Here is a 22,313-nt window from a genome sequence, read left to right as displayed (position 1 = left end):
GCTCAAAGAGTGGCCAGGATTTTTAATGGTTATGGTGATTTACCGTTTGTCCTGAGTTAAGCTTCAGGGTTTGTATCCGGTTCGGTCTCCGACTCTGTTCCCGGATTAGGTTCTCCGGGTTCGTCAGCAGGGGATTCTGGTTCGGTAGGAGTCTGAGGTTCTTCAGGCTCGGTGGGGGTTTCTGGTTCAGGTGCTGGCGGTTCGGGTTTGGGTTCCGGCTTCGGCTTTGCCGGTAGCGCCGGTCCCTTCACAATGATCTTCGCAAGAGAAATATAGGTGCTTCTGCCTAAGGCTTGAGTTTCCACTACTTCTCCATTGATCTTGATGATTCGGGAGGCGGAGGCCACATAGCCGTTTTGGCCGTTTTGCTTGACGATTTCGGTTCCGGGGGCTAAGGAATTATCTTGAGTGATTTGAGTCTCGAAGGGAATTACTTGCTCGACCTGATTAGTAATGATAATCTCTTGTCCGGGAGTTGCTTTGCCATAAAATTCGATCGTTACGGAACCACCACTGAGCTTAGAACGTAGGAGCATATAGCGGTCGGTATCATTTTTAAGCTTTAGATCAATAGCTCCATATACGACGGTAGCATCACGTCCTAGGGGTACATAGGCTACAGCCAAGCCGTGGTTGGTTCTTTCTTCAATCTTAAGGTTGGCAAGGACACCGGCATTGTAGAGGGTGCTGGAGACTTGGCAGATGCCGCCGCCCAGTCCGGGTACGAATTCACCGTTGACAATGATGAGGGCGTCTTGATAGCCTTTGTCGCCAGTTCTTTCGCCGACAATTTTATTAAAGGAGATAATCCCTCCGGGTTCAATCAGGGCACCATCCAAGGATTCGGCCGCAAGGCGAACATTAGCGCTCCGTTCAATATTACCCGGGTCAAACCACGTCGTATAGCTGGCAATCAGACCGTCAATTTTTTTGGCTTCCAGTTCGGCAGCGGTAACTGTAGGCTTTACTTCTACCCGATCGACCTTAAGTGGGGTTAGCTCTTGGAGCATTTGGATTTCTTTAATTTGAGTGAGAAGAGCGACCGTATCGACGGTTTGACCCATTTGTTCAGCCTGGATATCCATCTGGTTCCGGTCATTGACTGTAAAGGAAGCATCCACGGGGGCTTTTTCGAAGGAGGCTAAGCTATTCTTTAGGGTATCGGCAAGCTTCTGCTCATCCCAATGGAGTCCGAGATCCAAGGGAGCATCATGAGTAGCATTCGCTTTTTGGATTCGGGCAAAAAGCGAACCCGGTTGACTCTGTGCATAAGCTTCAGCAATGAGGGCATCGACTTCTACCCTAGGGTCGAGGTCTTTTAAGGGTAGTTCGGCAGTTTTTTCGTCAATCTGGAATTTGAGAGGTTGAGCTAACCAGGTTTCGAGCTCAGCGGTGATTTTCTCATGGGCCTGCTCCTGAGTGAGCTTGCCAATATCAACTCCGGCGATGCTGGTGCCTTCAGTGAAGGGGCGATCCTTTTGGGCATAGTACAAATAGTTAATTCCCAAGGTGGTGGCCAGGGAGAGGCCGACAAACAGGAGGGCCAATATTACATATTTTTTGGTGTTCAAGTTGTTTCCCCCAAATAGAAATTCTGTAGCTAGTAATTATTCTTCTAGTAATTATTCTTCGTCGATAGAGATTTTCCTTTATGTAAAAAAATCCCTATCGACGAGAATTTTATAGTAAGCGGTCATAGTGCAAAAAAGAGTATCACCGGCCTTGTTGAAAAAGGTTCAGTGACACTCCTCAGTATATGTGTGTAGATAAGACGATTATGTCTAGCGTCTCCTCGATCGGGAAGATTTACCATAGGCCACATTTTTTTGCTGCGAACTAGGAGAACTATCATCTGCGGAAGATTCCGCAGCATCATCATCGAGGGGGGCTAAGGGACTTAAAACATTATCGACATCGATATCGCTTTCTGATTCTCGCTCACTGGTCGAAGGCGCTTCTTCTGGAACTTTAACTTCTTTCAGAGTCTGTTTCTGAGCATCTTCCAAGAGACAGCTTGTGCCAATGAATTGGGCACCTTGGTCAATCTTCAGTTGCTTGCTAAAAATATTGCCTTTCATGCGGGCAGTAGAACAGAGCTCCAAGGTCTCTTGGGTTACGACATCGCCGCGGATTGCGCCGGAGAGGCTGACGGAATTGGCCTTGATATTGGCGTTGATCACAGCACTTGGCCCTACAATGAGGTCCCCGCTGATAATGATTTGTCCTTCAACCTTGCCGTCGATGCGGGCACTGCCTTTTAGGGTGAGCTTGCCGTTAAATTCGGCATCACTGGCGATATAGGTTGTTTCACCGGAACTGGCTTGAAAGGCACCGGACGTGCGCTTAGGACTCTCTGGATTTTTACCCCACATTAGCTCATTGCTCCTTTGTAAAATCTGTGAATTGGAGTGGATCTACGGTTACGCCATTGATACGGGCCCCATAATGGAGATGGGAGCCGGTGCTCCGCCCGGAGTTTCCGCTGTAAGCGATTAACTCGCCTTTTTCTATCTTATCTCCTACCTTAACGAGTAGGCGAGAGTTATGTGCATAGATGGTTTCGACACCTCGTCCGTGATCGATCTCGATGAGTCGACCATAGACTCGATCGAAGGTTGAGACAGTGACTATCCCGGAAGCGGTGGCATAGACTTCGGTACCGTAGTCGCAAGGCATGTCTACCCCATTATGAAACTCCTTCGACCACCCGCCAAAAGGATTGCGGCGATAACCAAACTCTGAAGCAATATCAAAATCCACCTTCAGGGGCAGAATGCTGGGGGTGCGGTCGATTTCCTCTTGGTGCTCTACGGCCAGTGCATAATAATTTTCCAAGAGCTTCAGCTCTCGAGAAATTTGTTGTGGATCACTGATTGTAGGGGCTGGGGTGGTGGGTGCAGGAGCCCCGCGGCTTATGGTAGAGGATGCGCTGAGGGTATTGCCGGTAGTTGAGAAGGTGGAAGACTCGGCAGGGTCGATCTTGAGGATCGAAGTGAGACGCAATTCGAGTTCTTGCATGGTAGCCATGTCTTTCACTACCTGTTGAGACTGAGCCTTTAGCTGAGCAATCTCCTGATCTTTGGCCAAGTTTTCCTGCTTAAGCTCTTCAATGGCTGCTAATTGAGCTTCTTGAGAATCGACAGTTTTAGATAGATAGAGATTAAAGGAAAACATTCCGACAAAGAGGAGGGATAAGGTGCATATACCAGAGATAATCAGCTGTTTTCCTTTGTGGGTCACTTGAAACTGCTTGGTGGGTCCATGATCCGGTGGGATCATTAAAAAGGTATATTTATTCTTCACAAGTTAGGCTCCTTCGTATCTGGTGTGTTAGATTCGCTGGGAGAATCCTCTACTAAGGGCAGAGGTTGATCTAAGGCTACTGTGCCTTGGGTATTCGTTGGTTGTGCCTCATGCTTGGCCATTGCTTCAACTTTGGCTATTTCCGCTTTGGCGGCTTCCGTTATGGCTTTAGCTTTGGCTGCTTCTGCTTCCGTTAGGGCTTTGGCGTCTGCTTTGGCCTTAGTCTTGGCCTTTCCTTTCAAACGAAACTCACGCCAGATGGCTATAAAGAAGACAATGAGGGCTCCGGCTAGGGCCGAACCCAAGATAACAAGGACTAAAGGGACCTCAGCCACATACCACAATAAATTTATGGCCACGGGGGCGGCATTTTGTACGGCAAAGATCGCCACGACTAAAGCAATAACGAGGGTGAAAATCAAAAAAATCATCTTAGCACCCCTTTCACTAAATTATTGAACTCCATAGACAAAAGGATTGAACTCCCAAAGACGAAGGACAACCAAATTTATTTTCGACTTTATCCTTTGAGAATCCTGCCAAAAGAATGGAATATGTTAAAATTTCTCTTGATTGTTACTTAGTATAGGGATTTTATTAAAAAATATATGTGGGAATTTTCTCATAAGGTCGGAATTTAGGCAGGAATTATTATAATTTGTCGAGAATTGATAGTAGAAGGAATCATTGTAATTTGTCGAGATTTCGTATAAAACATGGAATATGTAAAAATAGCCGTTAGTACTGTGAGGAATGACGAGTGCAAGTAGAGGAAAATAGCAAGTCAAGGCCCTTGTCCTTAAGTGTGATGGATTTCTGTGAATCCACAAGTGATATTTTTGCTCGGGTTTTTGAGTATGCCCAAGAAGGGATTTCCATTACGAATCCCCAAGGTGAGATTATCTATGTAAATCCGGCCTTTACCCAGACTACAGGTTACACGCTGGCAGAGGCTCTGGGCAAGAACCCGCGAATTCTCAAGTCCGGTCGCCATGCACAGCAATTCTACACGTCTATGTGGGGAGATCTGGCGGTCAAAGGTCAGTGGCAAGGGGAGATCTGGAATAGGCGAAAAAATGGGGAGATTTATCCGGAATGGTTGAACATTCATGCTGTTCGTCACGGCGAGCTAGGCCTAACCCATTATGTGGCGATTTTCCGGGATATAACGGAGGATATGAGAATTCGCCAAGAGGTCGAATTGGCTGGGCGAATTCAAAAAAGGATTTTACGGTCAGATTTTGCTAATGAGAAGTTAACAATGAAGAGTATTTTTCTTCCTTACCAGCACTTAAGTGGAGATTATTATGATTATCGCTGGGATGAGAGGAATCAGATTTTCAAGGGATTCCTTTTTGATGTGATGGGTCATGGGGTGGTCACAGCGTTACAAGTGTCTGCCCTGCGAGTTCTCTTCCGACAAGTAGTCGGGCGTCAAATTCCTCTGGCAGAGAAGGTGGAGTGGATGAATCAGGAAGCAATCGGCATTCTTCCGGAGGATTCTTTTGCTGCGGCGACTCTTTTTGAAATAGATTTAGCTCAAGGAAAGCTCGCCTACGTGATGGCGGGCATTAATCATTTCCTTTTATTTTCTGCGGAAGGAGGGTCGGGCGTTAAGGCCTTAAGCCAGCCGGGGACCTTCTTAGGGATTACGGAGCACGCTGAGTTCGAGGAGCATGAATGTCTCGTTAGATCGGGAGATGGGCTGATTTTTCTTACGGATGGCTTCTATGATTTAATCCAAGCAAAAGAATATCCTATCCAAGGGCAAGGCATTAAGGATGTGATGTCTTGGCTGGATTCCTTAGCCAAAGGGAAGGAACTAACGGATGACGCCACGGCTTTAGGGTTTATCCTCGGAGAAAAGGGTGGGTGAAGGTTATGCGACAAAAAATAATACGGGAAACTTTTTGTACAGAAGAGGAGTTTTGCACTTATCGGGATCAATTGCAACACTGCTTGCGGGAAGCTTTGGCGAAGCAGGATGGCAAGGATACGGACTCTTTGGAAAATGAGGTCACTTTACTGGAAATTGCTCTGAATGAAGCGGTGAACAATGCCTTTAAGTATGCTGAGGATAGGGTATCCATACCCGCGGTGACCCTTAGTATGTGCTTGCTCCATTCCCAATGGCTGATTATTCGGGTTAAGGATAGTGGAACTGGCTTTAAAGCCAATCAGGTCATGACCAAACTTGCCTGCCTGTGCGGGGAGGAAGAGGAGACCTGGCAGTGGGGAGAATCCGGTCGGGGTCTGTTTATCATGGCCCAAGTTATGGATAAGGTGCGTTATAATGCCAAGGGCAACTGCGTCATGCTCATGAAAACACTATTAAAGTGATAAAGATACCTAGTGAAAAAAATCTAGTAACTTGGGGAGGACAAATTTCATGTCAATAAATATCCAGTCAGATAAGCTTGAGGTCCAGGTGGAATTAGAAGGAAAAATCTACGTGGAGGATGCAGCGATCCTCCGAGAAAATCTACTCCAGTTGATTGATCAAGGGAAAACACGCTTTATTTTTGATATGAGCAAGCTGAATTACATTGATAGCTCAGGGTTGGGGGTGCTAGTAGCCATTCACAAGCGAACGATTGAACGAGGCGGCGGAATCGTCGTCAAAGGACTGCAAGGCGCCGTAAAGGAACTCTTTTCATTAACTCGCCTCAATCGGGTATTTGAGATTATTTAAGGGGAATAGAGAAACTACAGATACTACAGATATTAGAGAAACTAGCAATTCTAGGTACAAAGAAGTGAGGTGTTTGCGATGAAAATTGGGGTAAGGCTAAAGGTCCTCGGCGGTTTTTTAGGAATTATGGTTATTTTTATTGCGACGAGTTTGATCAATATGTATTATCAGAGTTTGGTGAATGATGAGATCGATAATATTTTGCATCATTCCGGCGTTGTTAACTCAACTCAGACAATTAAAGCGGATATCAGGAATGCAATCCAAAGTGATATGGTGGGAATTCTGCAAGGTTTCGAGCAGTTAAAGAACAACGAAAAGCTGGAACCGGAGGATCATCGGGATTTGGAGAAGCTCCAACCTTTGCTAAAGGCCCATGAGGCCGATCTTATTCAGGGTTCGGCGGGCACTCTTGGACCTATTCTAGAGGTTTTGGATTCTATCATAGACAGAAATAATGAGGTCCTGCTTGGGCATGAACAGGAAATACATAAGGATATCGATATGGCGGCTTTAGTGAGTAAACTAGGGATAGCTGTTGCCGCTTTGATCGCCTTATTCATGGGTTATCATATTTCTCGTTATGTCCTAAATTCTATCAATGAGATCCAAGAAACTATGAGTAAAGCAGGGCTGGGAGACTTGACTGTCGTAGCGCCAGTGAAGTCCAATGATGAATTTGGTGACTTAAGCGCGGCCTTCAACGTGATGATTACTCGCTTGTCTGATGTGGTGAAGAAGGTCCGTGAGATGACGGAGAATCTGGCTGCGACCTCAGAGGAGTTGGCCGCAACCAGCGAAGAGGCAACGGTGGCCGTTGCTGAAGTGAGTGAAAGCATGCAAAATGTAGCGGCGGAATCCGATACGGGGGCGAAGTCCATCGTGGAGGCTTCTCAGGTGTTGCTAGAGCTTTCCTCCTTAACCCAAATCGCGAAAAGCCAGAGTCAAGCGGCTGCGGTGAATTCGCAACAAACTATGAAGATTGCAGAGCAAGGGAAGCACACGGTGGACGATGCTATCGGCCGTATGGCGACCATCCGTTCTAAGACCCTCGAGACGGAAGAATTGATGCTACAGCTCAATGAGCTTTCCAAACAGATTGATTCGATTACCGGGACTATTACCGGGCTAGCGGACCAGACGAATCTCTTGGCCCTTAATGCTGCTATCGAGGCTGCTCGGGCGGGTGAATCCGGACGGGGCTTTGCCGTGGTAGCTGAGGAAGTCCGGAAGTTAGCAGAGCAGTCTACCCAAGGAGCCCATGATGTGGCAGGTTTAGTCCAGAAGGTTCTCCTAGGGGTTGAGGATGTGGTGCAAGCCACTCAAATCACCCGGCAAGAGGTGGAGAGTGGGGTTCAGGTCATGAACCAAGCCGGCGATGCACTCAATAACATCTACGGTGCCGTTAGGAAAACTGCAGAGGATGTCCAGTCCAGTGTGGAAGTGACAGACTCGGAGGTAGCTAGCTCAGATAAGATTGTGACCTTGATTAACTCTGTAGCTTCAGTCATTGAAAATACATCCGCTCATGCCGAAGAAGTAGCTGCTTCTTCCCAAGAGATCAACGCGTCCTTAGAAACGGTAGCCACTACCATTCAAGGAACTGCCTATCTGGCTCAGGAGCTTAATCAGAATGTCGAGCACTTTAAGCTGACGAGTGCTAATCTATCAACAATTGAGACCTTGGAAAAGGCTAAAACCGACCACTTACTCTGGAAATCCCGCATTGTCAACATGCTTAAAGGCCTAGAGGATGTAGCTCCTGAGGAAGTTACGTCACATGAGCACTGTCGCCTAGGGAAATGGTACTTCCAAGATGGTAATACTTTAAAGGAGAACTCAGACTTTAAGGCCTTAGATGAGCCTCATAGTCAGGTCCATATCATGGCCCAAGAGGCAGCCAAGGCTTACCACGAAGGAAATATCAAACACGCCCAAGCCTGCTTGAAGAAGCTCGATAGGCACTCAGGCAAGGTAATCAAGTATTTAAACAGTCTGATCGAGAAAGAAAAACGCAAAAGTATCTCTTAACGAGACACGTTATGATAAGTTCTGTAACGAGACATGGTTTCCGCAGTGAAATCAGTCTCGTTTTTTTATAGTGCCAGCCAAGGTTTGCCAATCAATTAATAGCGGATTTTTAATCTGGCTAAGTTGTTAAGATTTATATAAGAATAAATTAACCCAAGTTTCATGAATATGTGCTAAAAAGTATAAGAACAAGACTGGTTGAAATTGCTATATTCTTTATATTCCTACGAAATTCTACTAAAAAGCGGATAAAACACTAATCACTCTCGACATAATTTTCGATATTTTTTCACTAAAATAGATTAGAATAATTCTCAAACCATACACCCCCCCTCTCTAGAAAAAGAGCTAGTCAGATAAGAATGTCAGAAGGACAAGTCAGTGTGATTAATGGTACTCTTTTCCTATGCGTTGTATCAACATTCCTGTGTCGCCTGTCATGTAAAATGTTCTTGTAATGATGAAGGGAGTGGTTTAGGTATGATAGCTAAAGTTAACAGAGAGAGTTGTATTGGGTGTGGGGCGTGCGCGAGTGTGTGTCCTAAGGTTTTCGAGATGGATGAGGAAGGATTGGCTATTGTCATTGCGACTCCTGTTCCCCAGGATGAAGAGGCCGGGGCTCAGGAAGCAGCAGATGGCTGCCCAGTCGAAGCAATTACCTTGGAGTAGAAAGTGACTGATTTTATGGACAACGAGTATTTACTTAGAGAAATTGAAAATCTAAGGCATCAGCTTTATGTCTTATCGGCAGATAAGGAACTGGCGGACCCTGAGGTGGTCCAATTGAGCCAGGAGTTAGATATCTTGTTAAATATGTATTATAGGAACTATCTTAATAGTGACTATCTTAGGCTAGATTATCGTAAGGTCGTTTGAAGGGAAGAGTAACCCCAAAGCTGTAACTGCTTTGGGGTTTGCTTTGTTTGCTCTATACTAGGATTACCGATGCCGGGTTTTCTTTATCCAAAGGTCGGTATATAATCCAAAGTAGAGATTGGAGATGATGCACATGTCGGATAATAGAGGGATAGCATGGGTGGATGGTAAGATTACCAGTATGGAAGAGGCAAAGATACCTTTCCTTGACCGCGGGTATTTTTTTGGTGATGGAGTTTATGAAGCAGTCAAGGTCGTGGAAGGGAAGCTCTTTGCGTTGGAGGAACATCTAGAGCGTTTCGAACGAAGTATGAAGGAGATTCGTATTACCCCTCCTAAAACTAAAGCAGAATTTACGGATATCATCATGGAATGTTTAGAAAAAGCAGGAATACCTGATGCTATGGTCTACTTGCAGGTAACAAGAGGGATTGGGCCGAGAATGCATGCCTTTTTACCTCAAGGGGAGCCGATGGTCACTTTATTTGTTGCCCCGATGGCCTCCCTAGAGGAAAGCGTTCGGGTAGCGGGAGTCAGCTGTATTACGGTACCGGATGAGCGGTGGGCTCATCCTCATATCAAGACCCTAAATTTGCTGCCCAATGTCTTAGCCAAACAGGCCGCCGCAGAGCAGGGGGCGTTTGAAGCGATTTTTGTCCTGGGAACAGAGCCGGGTGGGGGTCTGGTTACAGAGGCCTCCAGTAGCAACATAGCCGCGGTCATCAAGGGAAAAGTAGTGACTCCACCCCTCAACGGACGAATCCTCCCCGGAGTCAGTCGGGCAATCATGCTGGAGACAGCCCGGGCAGCCAGAATTGAGGTAGAAGAACGGGAAATTACCTTAGAGGAGATGCGTGGCGCTGAAGAGGTTATCCTCACCAGCACGGGTGTCGAGGTTTTAGGGGTGTGCGAACTGGATGGTGTAACTGTAGGACAAGGGGTCTCCGGTCCGCTGACGCGACGGTTATATGAAGTTTTTATGGCTGGATCAGTTCAGCGATTAACGTAGCTATAAAGAAGGGTAACACCTAAAAGGGATGCTCCAAGAGAGCTCCTTTTTTAGATTAATGCATGTGGTACTTTGTGAAGACTGCTGGGTGAAATATCCAGAGCTTGGCTGGGGGAGATGCTATATAATAAGTTTCAGAGGATTAGCAGAGGAGAGCTGTGAAGAGAACAGTGAGAGAACTGGGAAGAGAGCTGGGATAGGAGCTGAGATGAAACCACAGATGAAAAACGAGATAGATACTCATATAAGATTCAATAATTGGGCTCCCAGCCTTGTGGGCTGGTATAGACGGGTCAAGCGGGATTTGCCTTGGCGAAGGTCAAAGTGTGCTTATGCCATATGGGTATCTGAGGTGATGCTTCAGCAGACTCAGGTTATCACTGTGATCCCCTATTACCAACGGTTTATGGAGCGGTTTCCGGATGTTTTTGCTTTGGCCGGAGCCAGTGAAGAAGAGGTGCAGGAGCTATGGCGTGGGCTGGGGTATTACTCTCGTGCCAGACGGTTATGGGAGGGTGCTCGCTATGTGGTGAGGACAACAGGGGGAAGAATGCCGGAAGACTTTGCTTCCCTGCTTATGATCCCCGGAGTCGGTGAATATACTGCCGGAGCTATTGCTAGTATTGCTTATGGGGAATGTGTCCCAGCGATTGATGGGAATGTCAAAAGGGTGTTGAGCCGCCTCCTGCGCTGGGAAGAAGATGTAGATAAGGCTAAATCTTATCGTTTTTTTCTAGAGTACATAAAAATAGTATTGCCTGCGGATTGTCCGGGGGACTTTAACCAAGGATTGATGGAGCTTGGGGCGACTGTGTGTACTCCTAAGAATCCAAAATGCGAACTATGCCCACTGCAGGTTGATTGTCAGGGGTATTCTTTAGGTAATCCTACTGTCTACCCGGTGAAAAAGAGTCGTGAGAAGGTTAAGGAAGTCCTTCGGCCAACTCTAATCCTAGTATGCGAGGGGCGAGTTCTTCTGAAGAAACGACCTTCGGAAGGGCTGCTGGCTAATCTGTGGGAATTTCCGGGGGAAGAACTCATCCTCGACTCCCTAGCAGATTATTCTTGGTATGATCTCTATAAAACACAGGTGATTGACCGTTCTTATGATGAAATCGTCGAAGAGCTGCTTCAGGCCAAAACGAATGTACAAGGGCCCTTAGTCCATACGTTCAGCCATCGACGTTGGCAGATGTATTGGGTAGTCCTTAATCTAGATGCCGGTCAAAGTCTAGATGTTCATAATTCAGAGCAAACGATTAGAGAGTCATCCTCAGATTATCTTGGGTCTGAAGATAGGACCTGTTGGTTGGATGTATCGCAGCTGGAGCGCATCGCTCTTCCGGTGGCCTTTCAGAAGATCTGGTCCACCGCAACAGGAATCACAGAATCTGTGTCGAATTCCTGTTAGAGATAAGGGGGATAAAAGATATGTTTAGAGTAAGAAGAATGTTGGCGACATCCGCCTTGGCATTGATTATTGGGATATCTGCGCCGGTTCAAGCTTGGGCAAGTCCCTTAGAAGATGTGCGCTCTTTATTAGAGAATCAATATGTGGAGCCAGTTGACGCCGAAGTGCTTGACGCACCTACTGTTGATGAGATGCTGAAGCGGTTAGAGGACCCTCATACCGTCTTTTTCTCCAATGCGCAGTATCAGGATTTTCTCAATTCTATGGACATGAGTTTTTCAGGGATTGGGGTGTATATTGAGCTGGTACCGCGGGGTTTACAGGTTGTTTCGGTGATTGAGGGCTCACCGGCGGAGGATGTGAGGCTCCAGTCGGAAGATGTTATTATTGAGGCAGCCGGGCAGAGTCTGGCCGGTCTTCCCCAGGAGGTGGCCACGGGCCTTCTCAAGGGACCCTCAGGCAGCAGTGTTGATATCGTGGTGCTACGGGGAGAGGAGCGCCTGAATATAAGGGTTGAGCGGCGGGCCATTGAGGTGCCCACCGTCACCGGCGAAATGCTCAATGAAGATATTGGCTATGTAGCAATTCAGTCCTTTGGGGTGACGACTGAGGAGACCTTTGCGAAGGTCGTCAAGGGATTAGAGGCTCAAGGGGCTGATGCTTGGATTATGGATTTGCGGAATAACCCGGGAGGGTATCTAACGTCAGCCTTAGGTTTGGCCGGATATTTTGTCGGTGAACAAACAGCCCTCCAAACCAAGGACAGCTCGCAAGAGTTCACTCCTTACAAGGGCGAAAAGCAAGATTTTATCTTTACCGAACCTGTGCTTTTTTTAACCAATGCGAATAGTGCCAGTGCCTCAGAGATATTAACTGCGGTTGTCAAGGATTATCAGAAGGCCGTGGTGGTGGGTGAGACAACCTACGGCAAAGGTTCTGTCCAGAGTTTATATGAGCTCACTAATGGGGATGTACTAAAGATTACCGTGGCCAAGTTTTATTCTCCCTTTGGCAAGGAAATCAACGAAGTAGGAATTCTTCCCGATGTCGAGATTCTCAAGAATGATCCGGTTTTGCTGGCCGAGTTAATGCTGGAGAAATATACACGGGATGATGGCGAGGGTGAGCTTAATTCGGACCTTGTGCAATTTACTGCCGGAGGGAAGGATTGGGAGGTACCCCTTGAGCAAGCTAGAACTCCGGAATACTGGTCTACCTATCGGGAATTTATCCAAGGCAACAATCCTCCCGGCGGGCTGACTTGGCGGAGTGGGTCGGCTTGGAAGGAGTTCTCTATTACTGAACAGAAGGCAGTGTGGCCACTTTTTTACCCCGGATATAAGGGGATGAGTGAATTAAGGGATATGCCCTTAGATAAAACCTTTACGATTCGATTCACGGCACCCATCAATTTTCAAAGTGTCACTGAAGATACGATCGAGCTCGTGGAGAGTGAGAGTGGGCAACGCATCCCTGTGAAATTCGAGGCCAAGGACGATCGGACCGTTCTGGTTAGCCCAGTGGAGCCGATGGAATCAGGAAAAACCTATTGGTTGATTACCCATCAAGGGATTGAGGATCAGGAGGGAGCGACCCTGCGCGAGGGAGTTCTCACCCTAATTAAAACTAAGTAAGACAGTGAAGTGGGAGTGTTAATGATGGAAAAGAGTAGGGGGGATTCCGTTCTGTGTCACTCGAAAACAGTGACCCTGCCGCGTTTAAATCGGCTTAGTCCCTCTTTAGAGAGTACGGCGCTAAAAATCATGGAAGAGTCGGGTGAGTTGGCGCAGGCCATTGGCAAATTTCGTGGGCTCAATGGTGAACTCTTAAGGATTGAAGAAGCGGAAGCTATGCATATGGTGGCTCAGGAGCTGATCGATGTGGCTCAAACAGCGGTGACCATGATGTTTGTCTTAGAGGAACAGTATGGAATAGATATTGAGAAAATTCTCGAGGAGCATGTCAAGAAGCTTAAGCAGAAAGGGTATTGCGATTAAGAACATTTGCAACCGATAGTCAAAAACAAGGAAAGATTGAAAAAGGCCAATATCTAACCTCTCGGGGGTCGGATATTGGCCTTTTTGTGCCTTTTTTACCATAAAAATGAATTTGTGTTATAAAAATCACTGAACTTGGGAAAGACTAGAAATAATTTATCCGATGACTATCAGCCGTAAGAGTCCCATGTTCCACAAATGGGAGTAACGGTTGCTACGTCTCTGGATAGGTTCTTCTAAGCTTCAGTTAGAGTAAGCATGCCTTCTAGGCAAACACCATCTGAAGCTAAGAATTAGTTAATGAATTCAAGAGGTGATTTTGTTTGCCACTCCGACGAAGCCGAAAAACCACGGCAATTTTCCTGGGCTGGTTGCTCGTAACATTGTTTTTATGCCAAGGGATGGTTTACCCAGTCAATGGAGAATTAGGTATGATTACGTTTGAAATAGCTGATATCCAGTTCCTAGATGAAGATAAGGATGCGGTTAAAGATGAAGCTGAGAAAGATCATGTAATTGAGAGCTCTCAAGAAGAAAGTAATGTTCAGGCTAGTAATGCGCAGATTAGTAATACTCAGATCAGTAATACAAATACACAAAAGGTCAACGATCAAAATATGGATACTAATACATCGACCTCGCCGTCTTATGAGCTGGACTTAAAGGGTGGGGCACAGTTAGTAACCATCCAGATGGGTGAAACTCTCTCGGAAGTTGCTCATAGGTACCAGACAACAACGGCTGAACTAGTAAGACTCAATAAGATTGCTAAGCCGAATTATGTCCAGGCCGGCCAAAAAATATGGGTTCCTGCCTCAGGTGTCATCATCTACTCGGCTACAGCAGATCCATCCCGAGGAAGGGCGTTTGTGACTCAAGAAGAACTTGATTTGCTGGCGCGCGTAATCCATGCTGAGGCGCGGGGCGAAGACTTCGAAGGTCAAGTTGCGGTAGGGGCCGTAGTACTCAATCGGGTTGAGGATGATCGTTTTCCGGACACAATCCACGATGTGGTGTATCAACCGGGTGCTTTTACTGCCGTCATCGATAAGCAAATCCATCTTACCCCTAACCAAAGTGCTTATCGAGCAGCGGAGGTTGCCTTAATGGGTGAGGATCCGACCCAAGGAGCGATTTATTATTATAACCCAAGAACGGCGACAGATCGCTGGATTAAGACTCGCCCTGTGGTAAGAACCATTGGGAATCATACCTTTGGCATTTAATTGTTTGATTTAATCGAGAGAGCCTGTTTTGCATAAGCAAGACAGGCTTATTCTCTTCTAAGTAGGAACACAAAATAGTTCGGATGTTCATATTCTATGGAGAGAAGTTTGTCGTCGGGAGGGAAAAATGTGAGATATACGTGGAATCAGGGTAGCGGATCCTTTGGACAGATGGATCCACGAGCACCGCGCCGGATGGACACCTACCAGGGAATGCCTGGGGGTGGGATGCCGCCTAGCCAAAGCCCAGGATGGGGCCCGACCGGAAATACACCGATGTTCACTGGCGGGGGATATACCTATGGACCACCAAACGGTTATAGTTATATGGGTCAACCCCCTATAAATGGCCCCGGGATGACGCCCGGGGGATCTATTCGCAATAATTTGGGCTCGGAACTAAAGAAACGGGGCTTTTTTCAAAAGGATGGGCAAATCAACAACTCCCGCGGGGGTTTCTTTGGTGCCAAGCCCCATAAGCAAGGGATACCTCAAGGAGGGGGAGCTATGGGCGTCGGACCTTTCTCATTCTTAGGTGGTGGGGGTGAGCCGGGGGCTCCTGGGATGCAACCCCGGCAATTGTTCTTAGAGGCGGCTCAACAAGGGATTAATGCGAATGGTATTGCCTCCATCTCCAACGATAATGTATTTTCCTGTATAGCCAATCTACCTTCGCCAAGCACGTTGATTGGGGGCGGTCCCGGAACTTATGCAGCTTATCTTGTGGATAGTAAAGGTCAAACCGGTTTCTTGGCGGGTATCTTAAGGCCCGTCGGTAATGGTGTATATCAAGCTCAGTTCCGTAGTCAGGTTCCCTTGGCCCATTATAGTCGGGTCGTCATCTCCGTGGAAAGTCCCCAGCAATTGGGTCATGTCCCCCAAGGCCCGATTATCTTACAGGTGAAACAATCCCCTGGTCCTATTCGTTTCCTTACTCCCATCAAGAAAGCGGGCGGGTCTGTGTGGGGTAAGGTTTCCGGATTGATTCAAAGACGCTTCGCTTCCCCGGGAAGTGTAGAAGGAGTTGCTTCAGAAGGGGCAACCATTGCGCCCACAACAGAACTACCTTTAAGTAGCTTAGAACCCGCGGTGGAAGGTAGTATTTCTGCTGACAGTGCCCTTGAATAATTTGTACCGTAATCGGCTAGTAATAAGATGGATATAACTGATCCAATTGCAGCTGAATATCCTTGATTCACTGTCTCGCTATTTGGCGAGACTTTTTTATTTAATCAAAATAAGAACAGGATCATTAGGATAATAAGTAAAAACCCTAAAACACTTAGGGTAACGGCAATGCCTAGGGTGCGCAGGGTAGCTGAATTCAGAATCGGGTTAGCGGAAAAGACAATGAGGAAAAAAAGAGTAATGGCAATGAAGCCGGCTCCGGCAGGTGGCGAGGTGAAGACGAAGGCTGAATTGTTCGCTGGACTATTCAAAGACATTACCTCCTTAGACACTGAGAGGCGGGCGTGCCGGTGGAGCCATTCACATTAGCTTGCTCGAGAAGAAATTGAGCGATTAGAGTGATCACAGCAATGATAAGATTTCCCGGGACTCCGGGGATGGAAAATAAGGGGACATTGAAGGAGGAATCCGGTGTTCCGTCAAAACCATCGAGGGGGCCACTCACGAAGAGGGAGACACTTAGATGATCTGGAAAAAGGGGCTCATCCTCGTTTGAGGCAACCCGGAGGTCGGGTCGGCACGGGGTAGGGTTAAGGCGAGTGCCTTGACCTTGGGAATAGTTTTGGATAAGCTCGGCGAGCTGGGCTAAGGTCAGAGTCACGGGATAGTTTTCCGGGGGAAGGCGTTGGGGAGATGTCGCTTCATGGGGGAAGCGCTTGGTCAAGAATGCTGTAAAGATATCTAAGGCGGCCACGACGAGGTTGGCATAGGGTAGTTTTACCTTTGCCAAGGGCAGTATGGCAGCAGTAACCGGGGCGAAGGGGATATTGCGTCGAATGGGACTGGAAATAAGCAAGGAAAAGGAAAGGGGAGTGATAGGCGGAGTAGGGATGGATTCAGTTGATGTTGCCAAATCACTCACATCCTCTCTACATAAACCAAGTGTTGAGGATGAGGAATCCTCCGATGGCGAGCACGATGAGAAAGACCAGAAGGGTAATGGGATGGGTTATCTCATTTTTAAATTGGGGGCCGCAATAATTGTTCGGTGGCATAGATGGTTCCCCCTGATTAATTATCAATCATCGGTTAGGCCGGGGATTTTTAAGCCGGGTGGCAGTTTTAGACCTGGGGGAAGCTTCATATCCTTAGGAATATCTAAGGTCTTCGTTTGCTTGCCGCCCCCCACACTGTCGAGCACTTTTTGGGCCATGTTTTTGATTTCATCAGGCAAGGGAAGCTGATCAACGCTGGGCATACCATGAATGGTGGTGGTTATGGTGAGATTAACCATGGCCATAACCCGTTCAAAGCTCTGTTGGGTTTGAAAATAGGTGCGAATCAGTGGGTATTTGTTCAAAAGACGAACCTTAAGGTCGATAAGAGCCAGAGCTTCCTTTTCCGGAATGACCTTACTAATCATTTGGGTGGTGACGATTTGTCGTTCTTTCTCTTGATACTGAAGAAACGCTTCGCTGGCTTCCGAATCAGCTTTGATGGCCGCTTCTGCAGCTAGAACAGCTTGTACTTCGTGGGTTTGGGCTAGAGCTTCCCCGAGTTCTCTGGCCTTGTCAATGTAGCTCATTAATAGGGCACCTCCTTCGCTTCCTAACACTAAAGTATGCATAGCAGGTGCTGAAGGTGATGAGGGAACCTCGAGGAGCTCTACACAGCAGAAATTCTCTTTAAGTTGGAGGGATTGAGGAGAGATTCGTAGAATAATCCTTCATTAGATGTTTTCGTTAAGGGGGATGACAGAAATATGCGGACGTATCGGATTGAAATACGCTTGATTCAGTTTTCAGTATTTATTAGTGTGCTTGTCGTGATTGCTGGCTTCTTGGGGCTATGGGATAATCAGACCGGCGAGCAAGCTGTCACTTCTCCTCAACAAGAAGATACTACCCCTCCCCCACTTGTGAATACTAAAATTGTGACACTGGGGGATTCCTTTACCTATGGCTATCCGGGCGATTCAAAAAAGGCTTGGCCTGCAGTATTACGGGAAGCCTTGCAGGTAGAGGTGGTGAACAAAGGTAAGACCTTTCAGAATGTGCAGGATCTCTATTCTCGATTTGAAACGGATGTGCTGAACGAAAAGCCTGGCCGGGTGATTATCTTTTCCGGTAATGGCGATGCTCTTCAGGATATTCCCATGGAAACCTATCAGGAATATATTCAGGCTATGGTCGATAAGGCTGAAAGCAATCATATTACTCCGATTCTGGCCTTACCTTTGCCGTATACGGGAGTACAATCTCTGATTAAGGAATATCGTGAATGGGAAAAGAACTATGCCAAGGAGAACGATATCCTTGTCTTGGATTTTGCCTCTGTGTTGATGGATGCGGATAATAAATATTTAGAGGGATTATCCAAAGATGGTAAGTATCCCACGGATACCGGCTATAAACTTATGGGGGAGTACGCAGCTCGCGTACTGCGTTAAGAGGCTATGGGTCGTGAAGCTACGCTCGAGGGTCTTTCTAATGCAGTAGGCTGATGAGAGCAAAGAGGATGTAACCAATGGCCCCGCCTAGTAAGGCGTAGTGAGGGTGACGTTCGCGGGAAAGGGGCCAGAGTTCGGCGAAAACTAAGAAGGACATGGCCCCACCGGCTAAAGCGAGGAAGAAAGACAGGGAATTTTGCACCCTATCCATAGCGAATAAACCGATCAAAGCGCCAAGGGGAGTGAAAAAGGCGATGCCGAAGTTTAAAAGGAGAATTTTCCAGCCCTTGATTTTGGCCATTTTCAGTGGCGCTGTCGTGGCCATCCCTTCCGGGAGATTGTGCAAGGTAATGGCTAGGGCGATGAGAAACCCAAGTTCCCCGGTGGCTTCTTGCCCCACCGAGATAGCCATCCCTTCTGGGAGATCGTGGAGGGCAATCCCCGCAGCGACTAATAGACCGATCCGCTTCAGCTTTTGTTGGCGGGAAAGCGGTAAAGAGGGAGAAGAAGAGTTAAGTTGATGATCGGCTATCTTCATAAAGATGATGCCGAGGGCAAAGCCGAATATAACCTGCTTTAAGGGACCGATTTGGCAAGCTGTGGGTAGCAGGTCCAAAGAGACCACTGCAAGCATGACCCCGCCGGACCCTGCTAAGAGGGTAGCGAGTACACGCTCTTGGGGGCGACCAAAGATTAATACCAGTACACTTCCTAAAGTTGTCGCAAGCCCTGCAACGGTGCTAACCCAAAGGATGGGGAGCCAATCCTGCATTACGTATTCCTCCCATGAAGTATATCTAAGTGTGTTTCCTTTGAGAGTAGGATAGGCAATCAAGCTGCTTGATGGAAAATGAAAGTCTGCTAGTACTGATAGTATGAAAAAAAGCATAAGGTTAGAAGGTGAAAAACGAGGCGGGACCCCATTTCGCAGACCCCTTTTCACTCTTGGCTAAATAAGTACATTTTTTAGCAATCATATGTCTAAACCCTGCCCCTCTCTGGACATAATGGAGTTAGATGGATGTTCTGAGAGAAGAGAGGGTTTTAGGGTGAAGGATACTCAATGTGCTGATTATCCAAAGATAGCAGGGACAATACTAGTTCTAATCTTAACGGTTCTTTTTCAAATCGAAGTTTTTCATTCCTCATTTGCTTATGCTCGCTCTGTAGAGCAGGCAAAGGACATGCTCGAAATAACCCAGGCCGCAGAGAATTGGCGAGAGCTTATTCGTTTTCATGTGGTGGCTAATTCCGATTCTGATGAGGACCAAGCACTCAAGCGCGCGGTCAGGGATGCGATTCTTAAAGAAGTCTCTCCCCAGCTTGCCCAGTCCAAGACTTTGGCGGAGTCACGCCAAATTTTAACTGGCTTGCGCCCGGTGATGGAAGAGATTAGCCGAGAGGTCATCGGGGCATGGCAAAAAGATTATGATGTAAATACGGAGTATGGCGATTTTATTTTCCCAACGAAGTCTTATGGCTCACTTATTCTACCGGCGGGAGAGTATGAGGCAGTGCGGGTAGTGATTGGCGAGGGAAAGGGTTCAAACTGGTGGTGTGTGCTATTTCCTCCCCTTTGCTTCGTGGATATCGAGCATTCAACGGCCCAACCTGTCGATGGTAAAGTAGGAATCCCTTATGACGAAGGCAACACCCTTTCTGATACTCTTCCCGTAGCCGAGAATTCGGAACGGCGGGTCCGTTTTTGGATAGTAGAGAAGCTCAGGAATATATTTTCTTAAGCTTTGCCCTATAGACGACTATGGCGATTAGTCTAATAAGCAACTTTGTAAAAAATTACAATAAGTAGAGCCCCGCTCCCTATGACGCGATAGAACGGTATCGCTGCATAAGGGGCGGGGCTTTATTCAATCAGCTGGAATTCCTATTAGAGACCAAGAATTTCTTTTAATTTGCGGGATTGGGTGCGGCTTACGGGGACTTCACTGCGCTCGTGATCATCGACCACAACGGAGTAGGTGCCATTAAAATAAGGAACGAGCTCGCGCATGCGTTTGATATTGACTAGGTAGCAGCGATGAGTACGGAAAAATAGATTGGGATTAAGGCGTGCTTCCAAATCTCTGAGGGTAAAACGAGTAAGGTAGGATTCTTTCTGTGTTTTGGCAAAAACATTGTCTTTATCGGTGTAGATATAGATAATCTCTTCTGGTCGCAAGAGGATGGTTTTGCCGCGCTGCTCCACGGGAATGACTTCCATGGCACGGGCGGTACCGTTTTCGGTCGAGGGCTTTGGGGGCTGGGCTTGGGTACTCACTTCAGGATCGCTCAGTTCTGATGAGAGGGAGTGCTCTGTGGTTGGCACAGCTGCCGAACCATTTAATGCTCCGTGCAGAACAAATAACTTTTTTATAGCTTGATCCAGTCGCTTCGTATTGATGGGCTTTAGCAAGTAGTCTAAGGCGTTCACACAAAATGCATCAACTGCAAATTCTTCATGGGCCGTGATAAAGATAATCGCCGGAGCATCTTTTTTGTCCTTGAGCTGGCGTGCGAGATCGATTCCTTTGAGACCGGGCATATCGATATCAAGAAAGACCACGGAGTAATCGAGATTATTGATGAGTTCTAAAGCTTCAATTGCGTTGGCTGCTTCACCGATAATCTGAAGATCCGCATAGTCTTGGAGTAAGTAGCGTAGCTCTTTACGAGCGGGAGACTCATCGTCGACTAATAAAGCACGTAATTTCAAGAGTTCCACTCCTTTCTGCGGGTGAAAAGCAAGAATTAACTACTTTTCATACTATTCTGATAATAATTGAAGATTCCTGCTTCTCGAAGAGAAATTTTTCTGATGACTACCAGCCGTAAAACTTCCATCTGAGCTAAGAATCAATGGATTCGAAGAATTTTGCTGGTAGACCTGTACTATTTTCTCGGACAAAGCATAGCATTAAGTAGAGGAATGGGAAGTTGGATTGGAGGAATGAAAATGAGAAAATACTTTCTCTACTTAGGAGTGCTTTTAATTGTATCCGCCCTGCTTGGAGGGTGTGGAACATTGCAAACATTGGTAAAAGAGGATAGTGAGAGTTCCTTTTTGGCTGATTGGATCGGGGGTAACAATGAAGAGACGACGATTCCTGCTACAAGCAATCTTGGCGATGGCAAGATGATCAGTCTATATTTCCCGGATGCCACCGGCAAGGTGCTCATCAAGGAGGAGCGGAGCATTCCCAAAACCTTGAGCTTAGCTCGCGAAACTGTGAATCAATGGCTGATGGGACCTGCAGTTCAAGGATCTACTCAAGGAGCAGTGGATCCTGCCACGACCTTAGTGGATATAGCCATAAAGGATGGAGTGGCGATTGTGGATTTAAGCCGAGAGTTTACCCAAGTCTATGGGAATGTCAATCAAGAAGTAGCTGTCTATGGTCTCGTCAATACCTTGACCCAATTTCCAACGGTCCGGGAAGTTACTTTTAGGATCGAAGGAAAAGCCTTAACCCAATTGGGAAGCCTTGATGTGACCCGCTTATCTTACCGAGAGGGCTTGGTGCTAGGTGGAGGAGCGGTCACAGGGGATAGTAGTAATATAGTCTCCCCGATTTCGCCCCAAAATTCTAACCCTGCGGATTCGCCAAGTTCTATCAATATTTTCTCAGCTCCCGTGACCACCAGTTAGGGTTGGGCAAATCGTTCCGCTATATAAAACTGCGTTTCATTGTTTGGATAAAAAAGAACAGCGGTGTAGTTGCTTTAAAATATTATAATATAAAATGATGGATTCGTGTAGGGTAATTTTCAAAATATTTTTATAAGCCCATGCTGCATTGATCAGTATTAATCTTTATTCGAGGAAGAAGAGTTACAAAGAAAAACGTCCAGGCTAGGACGTTTTTCTTTGTAATACTAAATATCTGCTTGTAAAGTACTATCAACGAGCACAAATTGAATGAGAGTATTCGGGCTGAGTACGAATTTTGCTAGCGATAATGGCTTTGTTTGGAACAGCTCCAGACTTCAGATTATAGTGAGTATTGTAAGAAACTACACCCACGGCAAGCGAGCCATAGATGGCGATTCCTATGATGATTAATAAAGTAGATAACATATAAATTCCCCCTCCAAACTATTAAGCTAATAATAAAACGAGTGCATAAAAATGTAAAATTGAAATAAATTATGCGATGGATTACCTTAATTTATAGACTGATAATTCAAAATCAT

At 46.7% G+C, this 22,313-nt stretch carries 26 protein-coding genes; 16 read left to right on the top strand and 10 right to left on the bottom strand.

The window, feature by feature from the left end; translation table 11 throughout:
• Nucleotides 1–56 precede the first annotated feature (56 nt).
• The 4 genes from DESDI_RS15260 to DESDI_RS18340 all read right to left on the bottom strand — a co-directional run bounded on the left by DESDI_RS15260 (nucleotide 57) and on the right by DESDI_RS18340 (nucleotide 3,734).
• Nucleotides 57–1,571 carry a VanW family protein gene (locus DESDI_RS15260; protein ID WP_015263511.1) on the bottom strand — a complete coding sequence of 505 codons (1,515 nt, stop codon included), beginning with the start codon at nucleotides 1,569–1,571 and terminating at the stop codon, nucleotides 57–59.
• A gap of 210 nt (nucleotides 1,572–1,781) precedes the next feature.
• Nucleotides 1,782–2,372, bottom strand: a complete 591-nt coding sequence (locus DESDI_RS15255) for a bactofilin family protein (RefSeq protein WP_015263510.1) — start codon at nucleotides 2,370–2,372, stop codon at nucleotides 1,782–1,784.
• A 4-nt stretch (nucleotides 2,373–2,376) separates the two neighbouring features.
• The gene (locus DESDI_RS15250; protein WP_015263509.1) at nucleotides 2,377–3,303 is read right to left on the bottom strand and encodes a M23 family metallopeptidase; all 927 of its coding nucleotides are present in this window, start codon (nucleotides 3,301–3,303) and stop codon (nucleotides 2,377–2,379) included.
• Nucleotides 3,300–3,734 carry a LapA family protein gene (locus tag DESDI_RS18340; RefSeq protein ID WP_015263508.1) on the bottom strand — a complete coding sequence of 145 codons (435 nt, stop codon included), beginning with the start codon at nucleotides 3,732–3,734 and terminating at the stop codon, nucleotides 3,300–3,302. Before DESDI_RS18340 ends, DESDI_RS15250 begins: the two co-directional genes overlap by 4 nt.
• A gap of 377 nt (nucleotides 3,735–4,111) precedes the next feature.
• Between DESDI_RS18340 and DESDI_RS15240 the strand changes: the two genes are divergently transcribed.
• The 12 genes from DESDI_RS15240 (at nucleotide 4,112) to DESDI_RS15185 (ending at nucleotide 15,673) form a co-directional block, all read left to right on the top strand.
• The gene (locus DESDI_RS15240) at nucleotides 4,112–5,179 is read left to right on the top strand and encodes a SpoIIE family protein phosphatase (RefSeq protein ID WP_041220014.1); all 1,068 of its coding nucleotides are present in this window, start codon (nucleotides 4,112–4,114) and stop codon (nucleotides 5,177–5,179) included.
• 5 nt (nucleotides 5,180–5,184) lie between these two features.
• Nucleotides 5,185–5,643, top strand: a complete 459-nt coding sequence (locus DESDI_RS15235; RefSeq protein WP_015263506.1) for an ATP-binding protein — start codon at nucleotides 5,185–5,187, stop codon at nucleotides 5,641–5,643.
• A 49-nt stretch (nucleotides 5,644–5,692) separates the two neighbouring features.
• Nucleotides 5,693–5,995, top strand: coding sequence for an STAS domain-containing protein (locus DESDI_RS15230; protein WP_015263505.1), 303 nt, complete (start codon nucleotides 5,693–5,695; stop codon nucleotides 5,993–5,995).
• A gap of 78 nt (nucleotides 5,996–6,073) precedes the next feature.
• The gene (locus DESDI_RS18450) at nucleotides 6,074–8,026 is read left to right on the top strand and encodes a methyl-accepting chemotaxis protein (protein ID WP_015263504.1); all 1,953 of its coding nucleotides are present in this window, start codon (nucleotides 6,074–6,076) and stop codon (nucleotides 8,024–8,026) included.
• A gap of 480 nt (nucleotides 8,027–8,506) precedes the next feature.
• The gene (locus tag DESDI_RS15220; RefSeq protein ID WP_015263503.1) at nucleotides 8,507–8,695 is read left to right on the top strand and encodes a ferredoxin; all 189 of its coding nucleotides are present in this window, start codon (nucleotides 8,507–8,509) and stop codon (nucleotides 8,693–8,695) included.
• Between the two features lie 3 nt (nucleotides 8,696–8,698).
• Nucleotides 8,699–8,902 carry an aspartyl-phosphate phosphatase Spo0E family protein gene (locus DESDI_RS15215; RefSeq protein ID WP_015263502.1) on the top strand — a complete coding sequence of 68 codons (204 nt, stop codon included), beginning with the start codon at nucleotides 8,699–8,701 and terminating at the stop codon, nucleotides 8,900–8,902.
• Nucleotides 8,903–9,035: 133 nt separating this feature from the next.
• Complete coding sequence (locus DESDI_RS15210) at nucleotides 9,036–9,911, top strand: D-amino acid aminotransferase (RefSeq protein WP_015263501.1); 876 nt, start codon at nucleotides 9,036–9,038, stop codon at nucleotides 9,909–9,911.
• Nucleotides 9,912–10,131: 220 nt separating this feature from the next.
• Nucleotides 10,132–11,322, top strand: a complete 1,191-nt coding sequence (gene mutY, locus DESDI_RS15205; protein WP_051015726.1) for an A/G-specific adenine glycosylase — start codon at nucleotides 10,132–10,134, stop codon at nucleotides 11,320–11,322.
• 20 nt (nucleotides 11,323–11,342) lie between these two features.
• Complete coding sequence (locus DESDI_RS15200; protein ID WP_015263499.1) at nucleotides 11,343–12,956, top strand: S41 family peptidase; 1,614 nt, start codon at nucleotides 11,343–11,345, stop codon at nucleotides 12,954–12,956.
• Nucleotides 12,957–12,980: 24 nt separating this feature from the next.
• Nucleotides 12,981–13,319, top strand: coding sequence for a MazG-like family protein (locus DESDI_RS15195; RefSeq protein ID WP_041219532.1), 339 nt, complete (start codon nucleotides 12,981–12,983; stop codon nucleotides 13,317–13,319).
• 323 nt (nucleotides 13,320–13,642) lie between these two features.
• Nucleotides 13,643–14,545 carry a cell wall hydrolase gene (locus DESDI_RS15190; protein WP_015263497.1) on the top strand — a complete coding sequence of 301 codons (903 nt, stop codon included), beginning with the start codon at nucleotides 13,643–13,645 and terminating at the stop codon, nucleotides 14,543–14,545.
• A gap of 129 nt (nucleotides 14,546–14,674) precedes the next feature.
• A complete protein-coding gene (locus tag DESDI_RS15185; protein WP_015263496.1) occupies nucleotides 14,675–15,673 on the top strand; it encodes a hypothetical protein in 999 nt (332 codons plus the stop codon).
• Between the two features lie 104 nt (nucleotides 15,674–15,777).
• Here DESDI_RS15185 and DESDI_RS15180 read toward each other — a convergent pair whose 3' ends face one another.
• From DESDI_RS15180 to DESDI_RS15170, 4 genes are read right to left on the bottom strand one after another with little or no spacing between them, the layout of a single operon-like run.
• Complete coding sequence (locus tag DESDI_RS15180) at nucleotides 15,778–15,990, bottom strand: hypothetical protein (RefSeq protein ID WP_015263495.1); 213 nt, start codon at nucleotides 15,988–15,990, stop codon at nucleotides 15,778–15,780.
• Nucleotides 15,990–16,586, bottom strand: coding sequence for a hypothetical protein (locus DESDI_RS15175; protein ID WP_015263494.1), 597 nt, complete (start codon nucleotides 16,584–16,586; stop codon nucleotides 15,990–15,992). The genes DESDI_RS15180 and DESDI_RS15175 overlap by 1 nt, the downstream gene beginning before the upstream one ends.
• A 16-nt stretch (nucleotides 16,587–16,602) precedes the next feature.
• Nucleotides 16,603–16,728: a hypothetical protein gene (locus DESDI_RS18445; RefSeq protein ID WP_015263493.1), complete on the bottom strand. Its 126-nt coding sequence runs from the start codon at nucleotides 16,726–16,728 to the stop codon at nucleotides 16,603–16,605.
• Nucleotides 16,729–16,751: 23 nt separating this feature from the next.
• A complete protein-coding gene (locus tag DESDI_RS15170) occupies nucleotides 16,752–17,258 on the bottom strand; it encodes a YlbF/YmcA family competence regulator (protein ID WP_015263492.1) in 507 nt (168 codons plus the stop codon).
• A 177-nt stretch (nucleotides 17,259–17,435) separates the two neighbouring features.
• Between DESDI_RS15170 and DESDI_RS15165 the strand changes: the two genes are divergently transcribed.
• A complete protein-coding gene (locus DESDI_RS15165) occupies nucleotides 17,436–18,122 on the top strand; it encodes a GDSL-type esterase/lipase family protein (protein ID WP_015263491.1) in 687 nt (228 codons plus the stop codon).
• 37 nt (nucleotides 18,123–18,159) lie between these two features.
• On the opposite strand, the gene DESDI_RS15160 is transcribed toward DESDI_RS15165, so the two are convergent.
• Nucleotides 18,160–18,894: a ZIP family metal transporter gene (locus DESDI_RS15160; RefSeq protein WP_015263490.1), complete on the bottom strand. Its 735-nt coding sequence runs from the start codon at nucleotides 18,892–18,894 to the stop codon at nucleotides 18,160–18,162.
• 277 nt (nucleotides 18,895–19,171) lie between these two features.
• Here DESDI_RS15160 and spoIIR point away from each other — a divergent pair, with 277 nt between their 5' ends.
• A complete protein-coding gene (gene spoIIR, locus DESDI_RS15155) occupies nucleotides 19,172–19,864 on the top strand; it encodes a stage II sporulation protein R (protein WP_015263489.1) in 693 nt (230 codons plus the stop codon).
• Between the two features lie 146 nt (nucleotides 19,865–20,010).
• Here spoIIR and DESDI_RS15150 read toward each other — a convergent pair whose 3' ends face one another.
• Nucleotides 20,011–20,835, bottom strand: coding sequence for a LytR/AlgR family response regulator transcription factor (locus tag DESDI_RS15150; RefSeq protein WP_015263488.1), 825 nt, complete (start codon nucleotides 20,833–20,835; stop codon nucleotides 20,011–20,013).
• Nucleotides 20,836–21,075: 240 nt separating this feature from the next.
• Between DESDI_RS15150 and DESDI_RS15145 the strand changes: the two genes are divergently transcribed.
• On the top strand, nucleotides 21,076–21,768 hold the full coding sequence (locus DESDI_RS15145) for a GerMN domain-containing protein (protein WP_015263487.1): 693 nt from the start codon (nucleotides 21,076–21,078) through the stop codon (nucleotides 21,766–21,768).
• A gap of 270 nt (nucleotides 21,769–22,038) precedes the next feature.
• Nucleotides 22,039–22,182, top strand: a complete 144-nt coding sequence (locus DESDI_RS17955) for a hypothetical protein (RefSeq protein WP_156801144.1) — start codon at nucleotides 22,039–22,041, stop codon at nucleotides 22,180–22,182.
• Nucleotides 22,183–22,313: the final 131 nt, after the last annotated feature.

Source organism: Desulfitobacterium dichloroeliminans LMG P-21439 (genome assembly GCF_000243135.2).
In the GTDB taxonomy this organism is placed as follows: domain Bacteria; phylum Bacillota; class Desulfitobacteriia; order Desulfitobacteriales; family Desulfitobacteriaceae; genus Desulfitobacterium; species Desulfitobacterium dichloroeliminans.
Note: the sequence above shows the minus strand (reverse complement) of the source record. Positions and strands in the feature narration are given on the sequence as shown.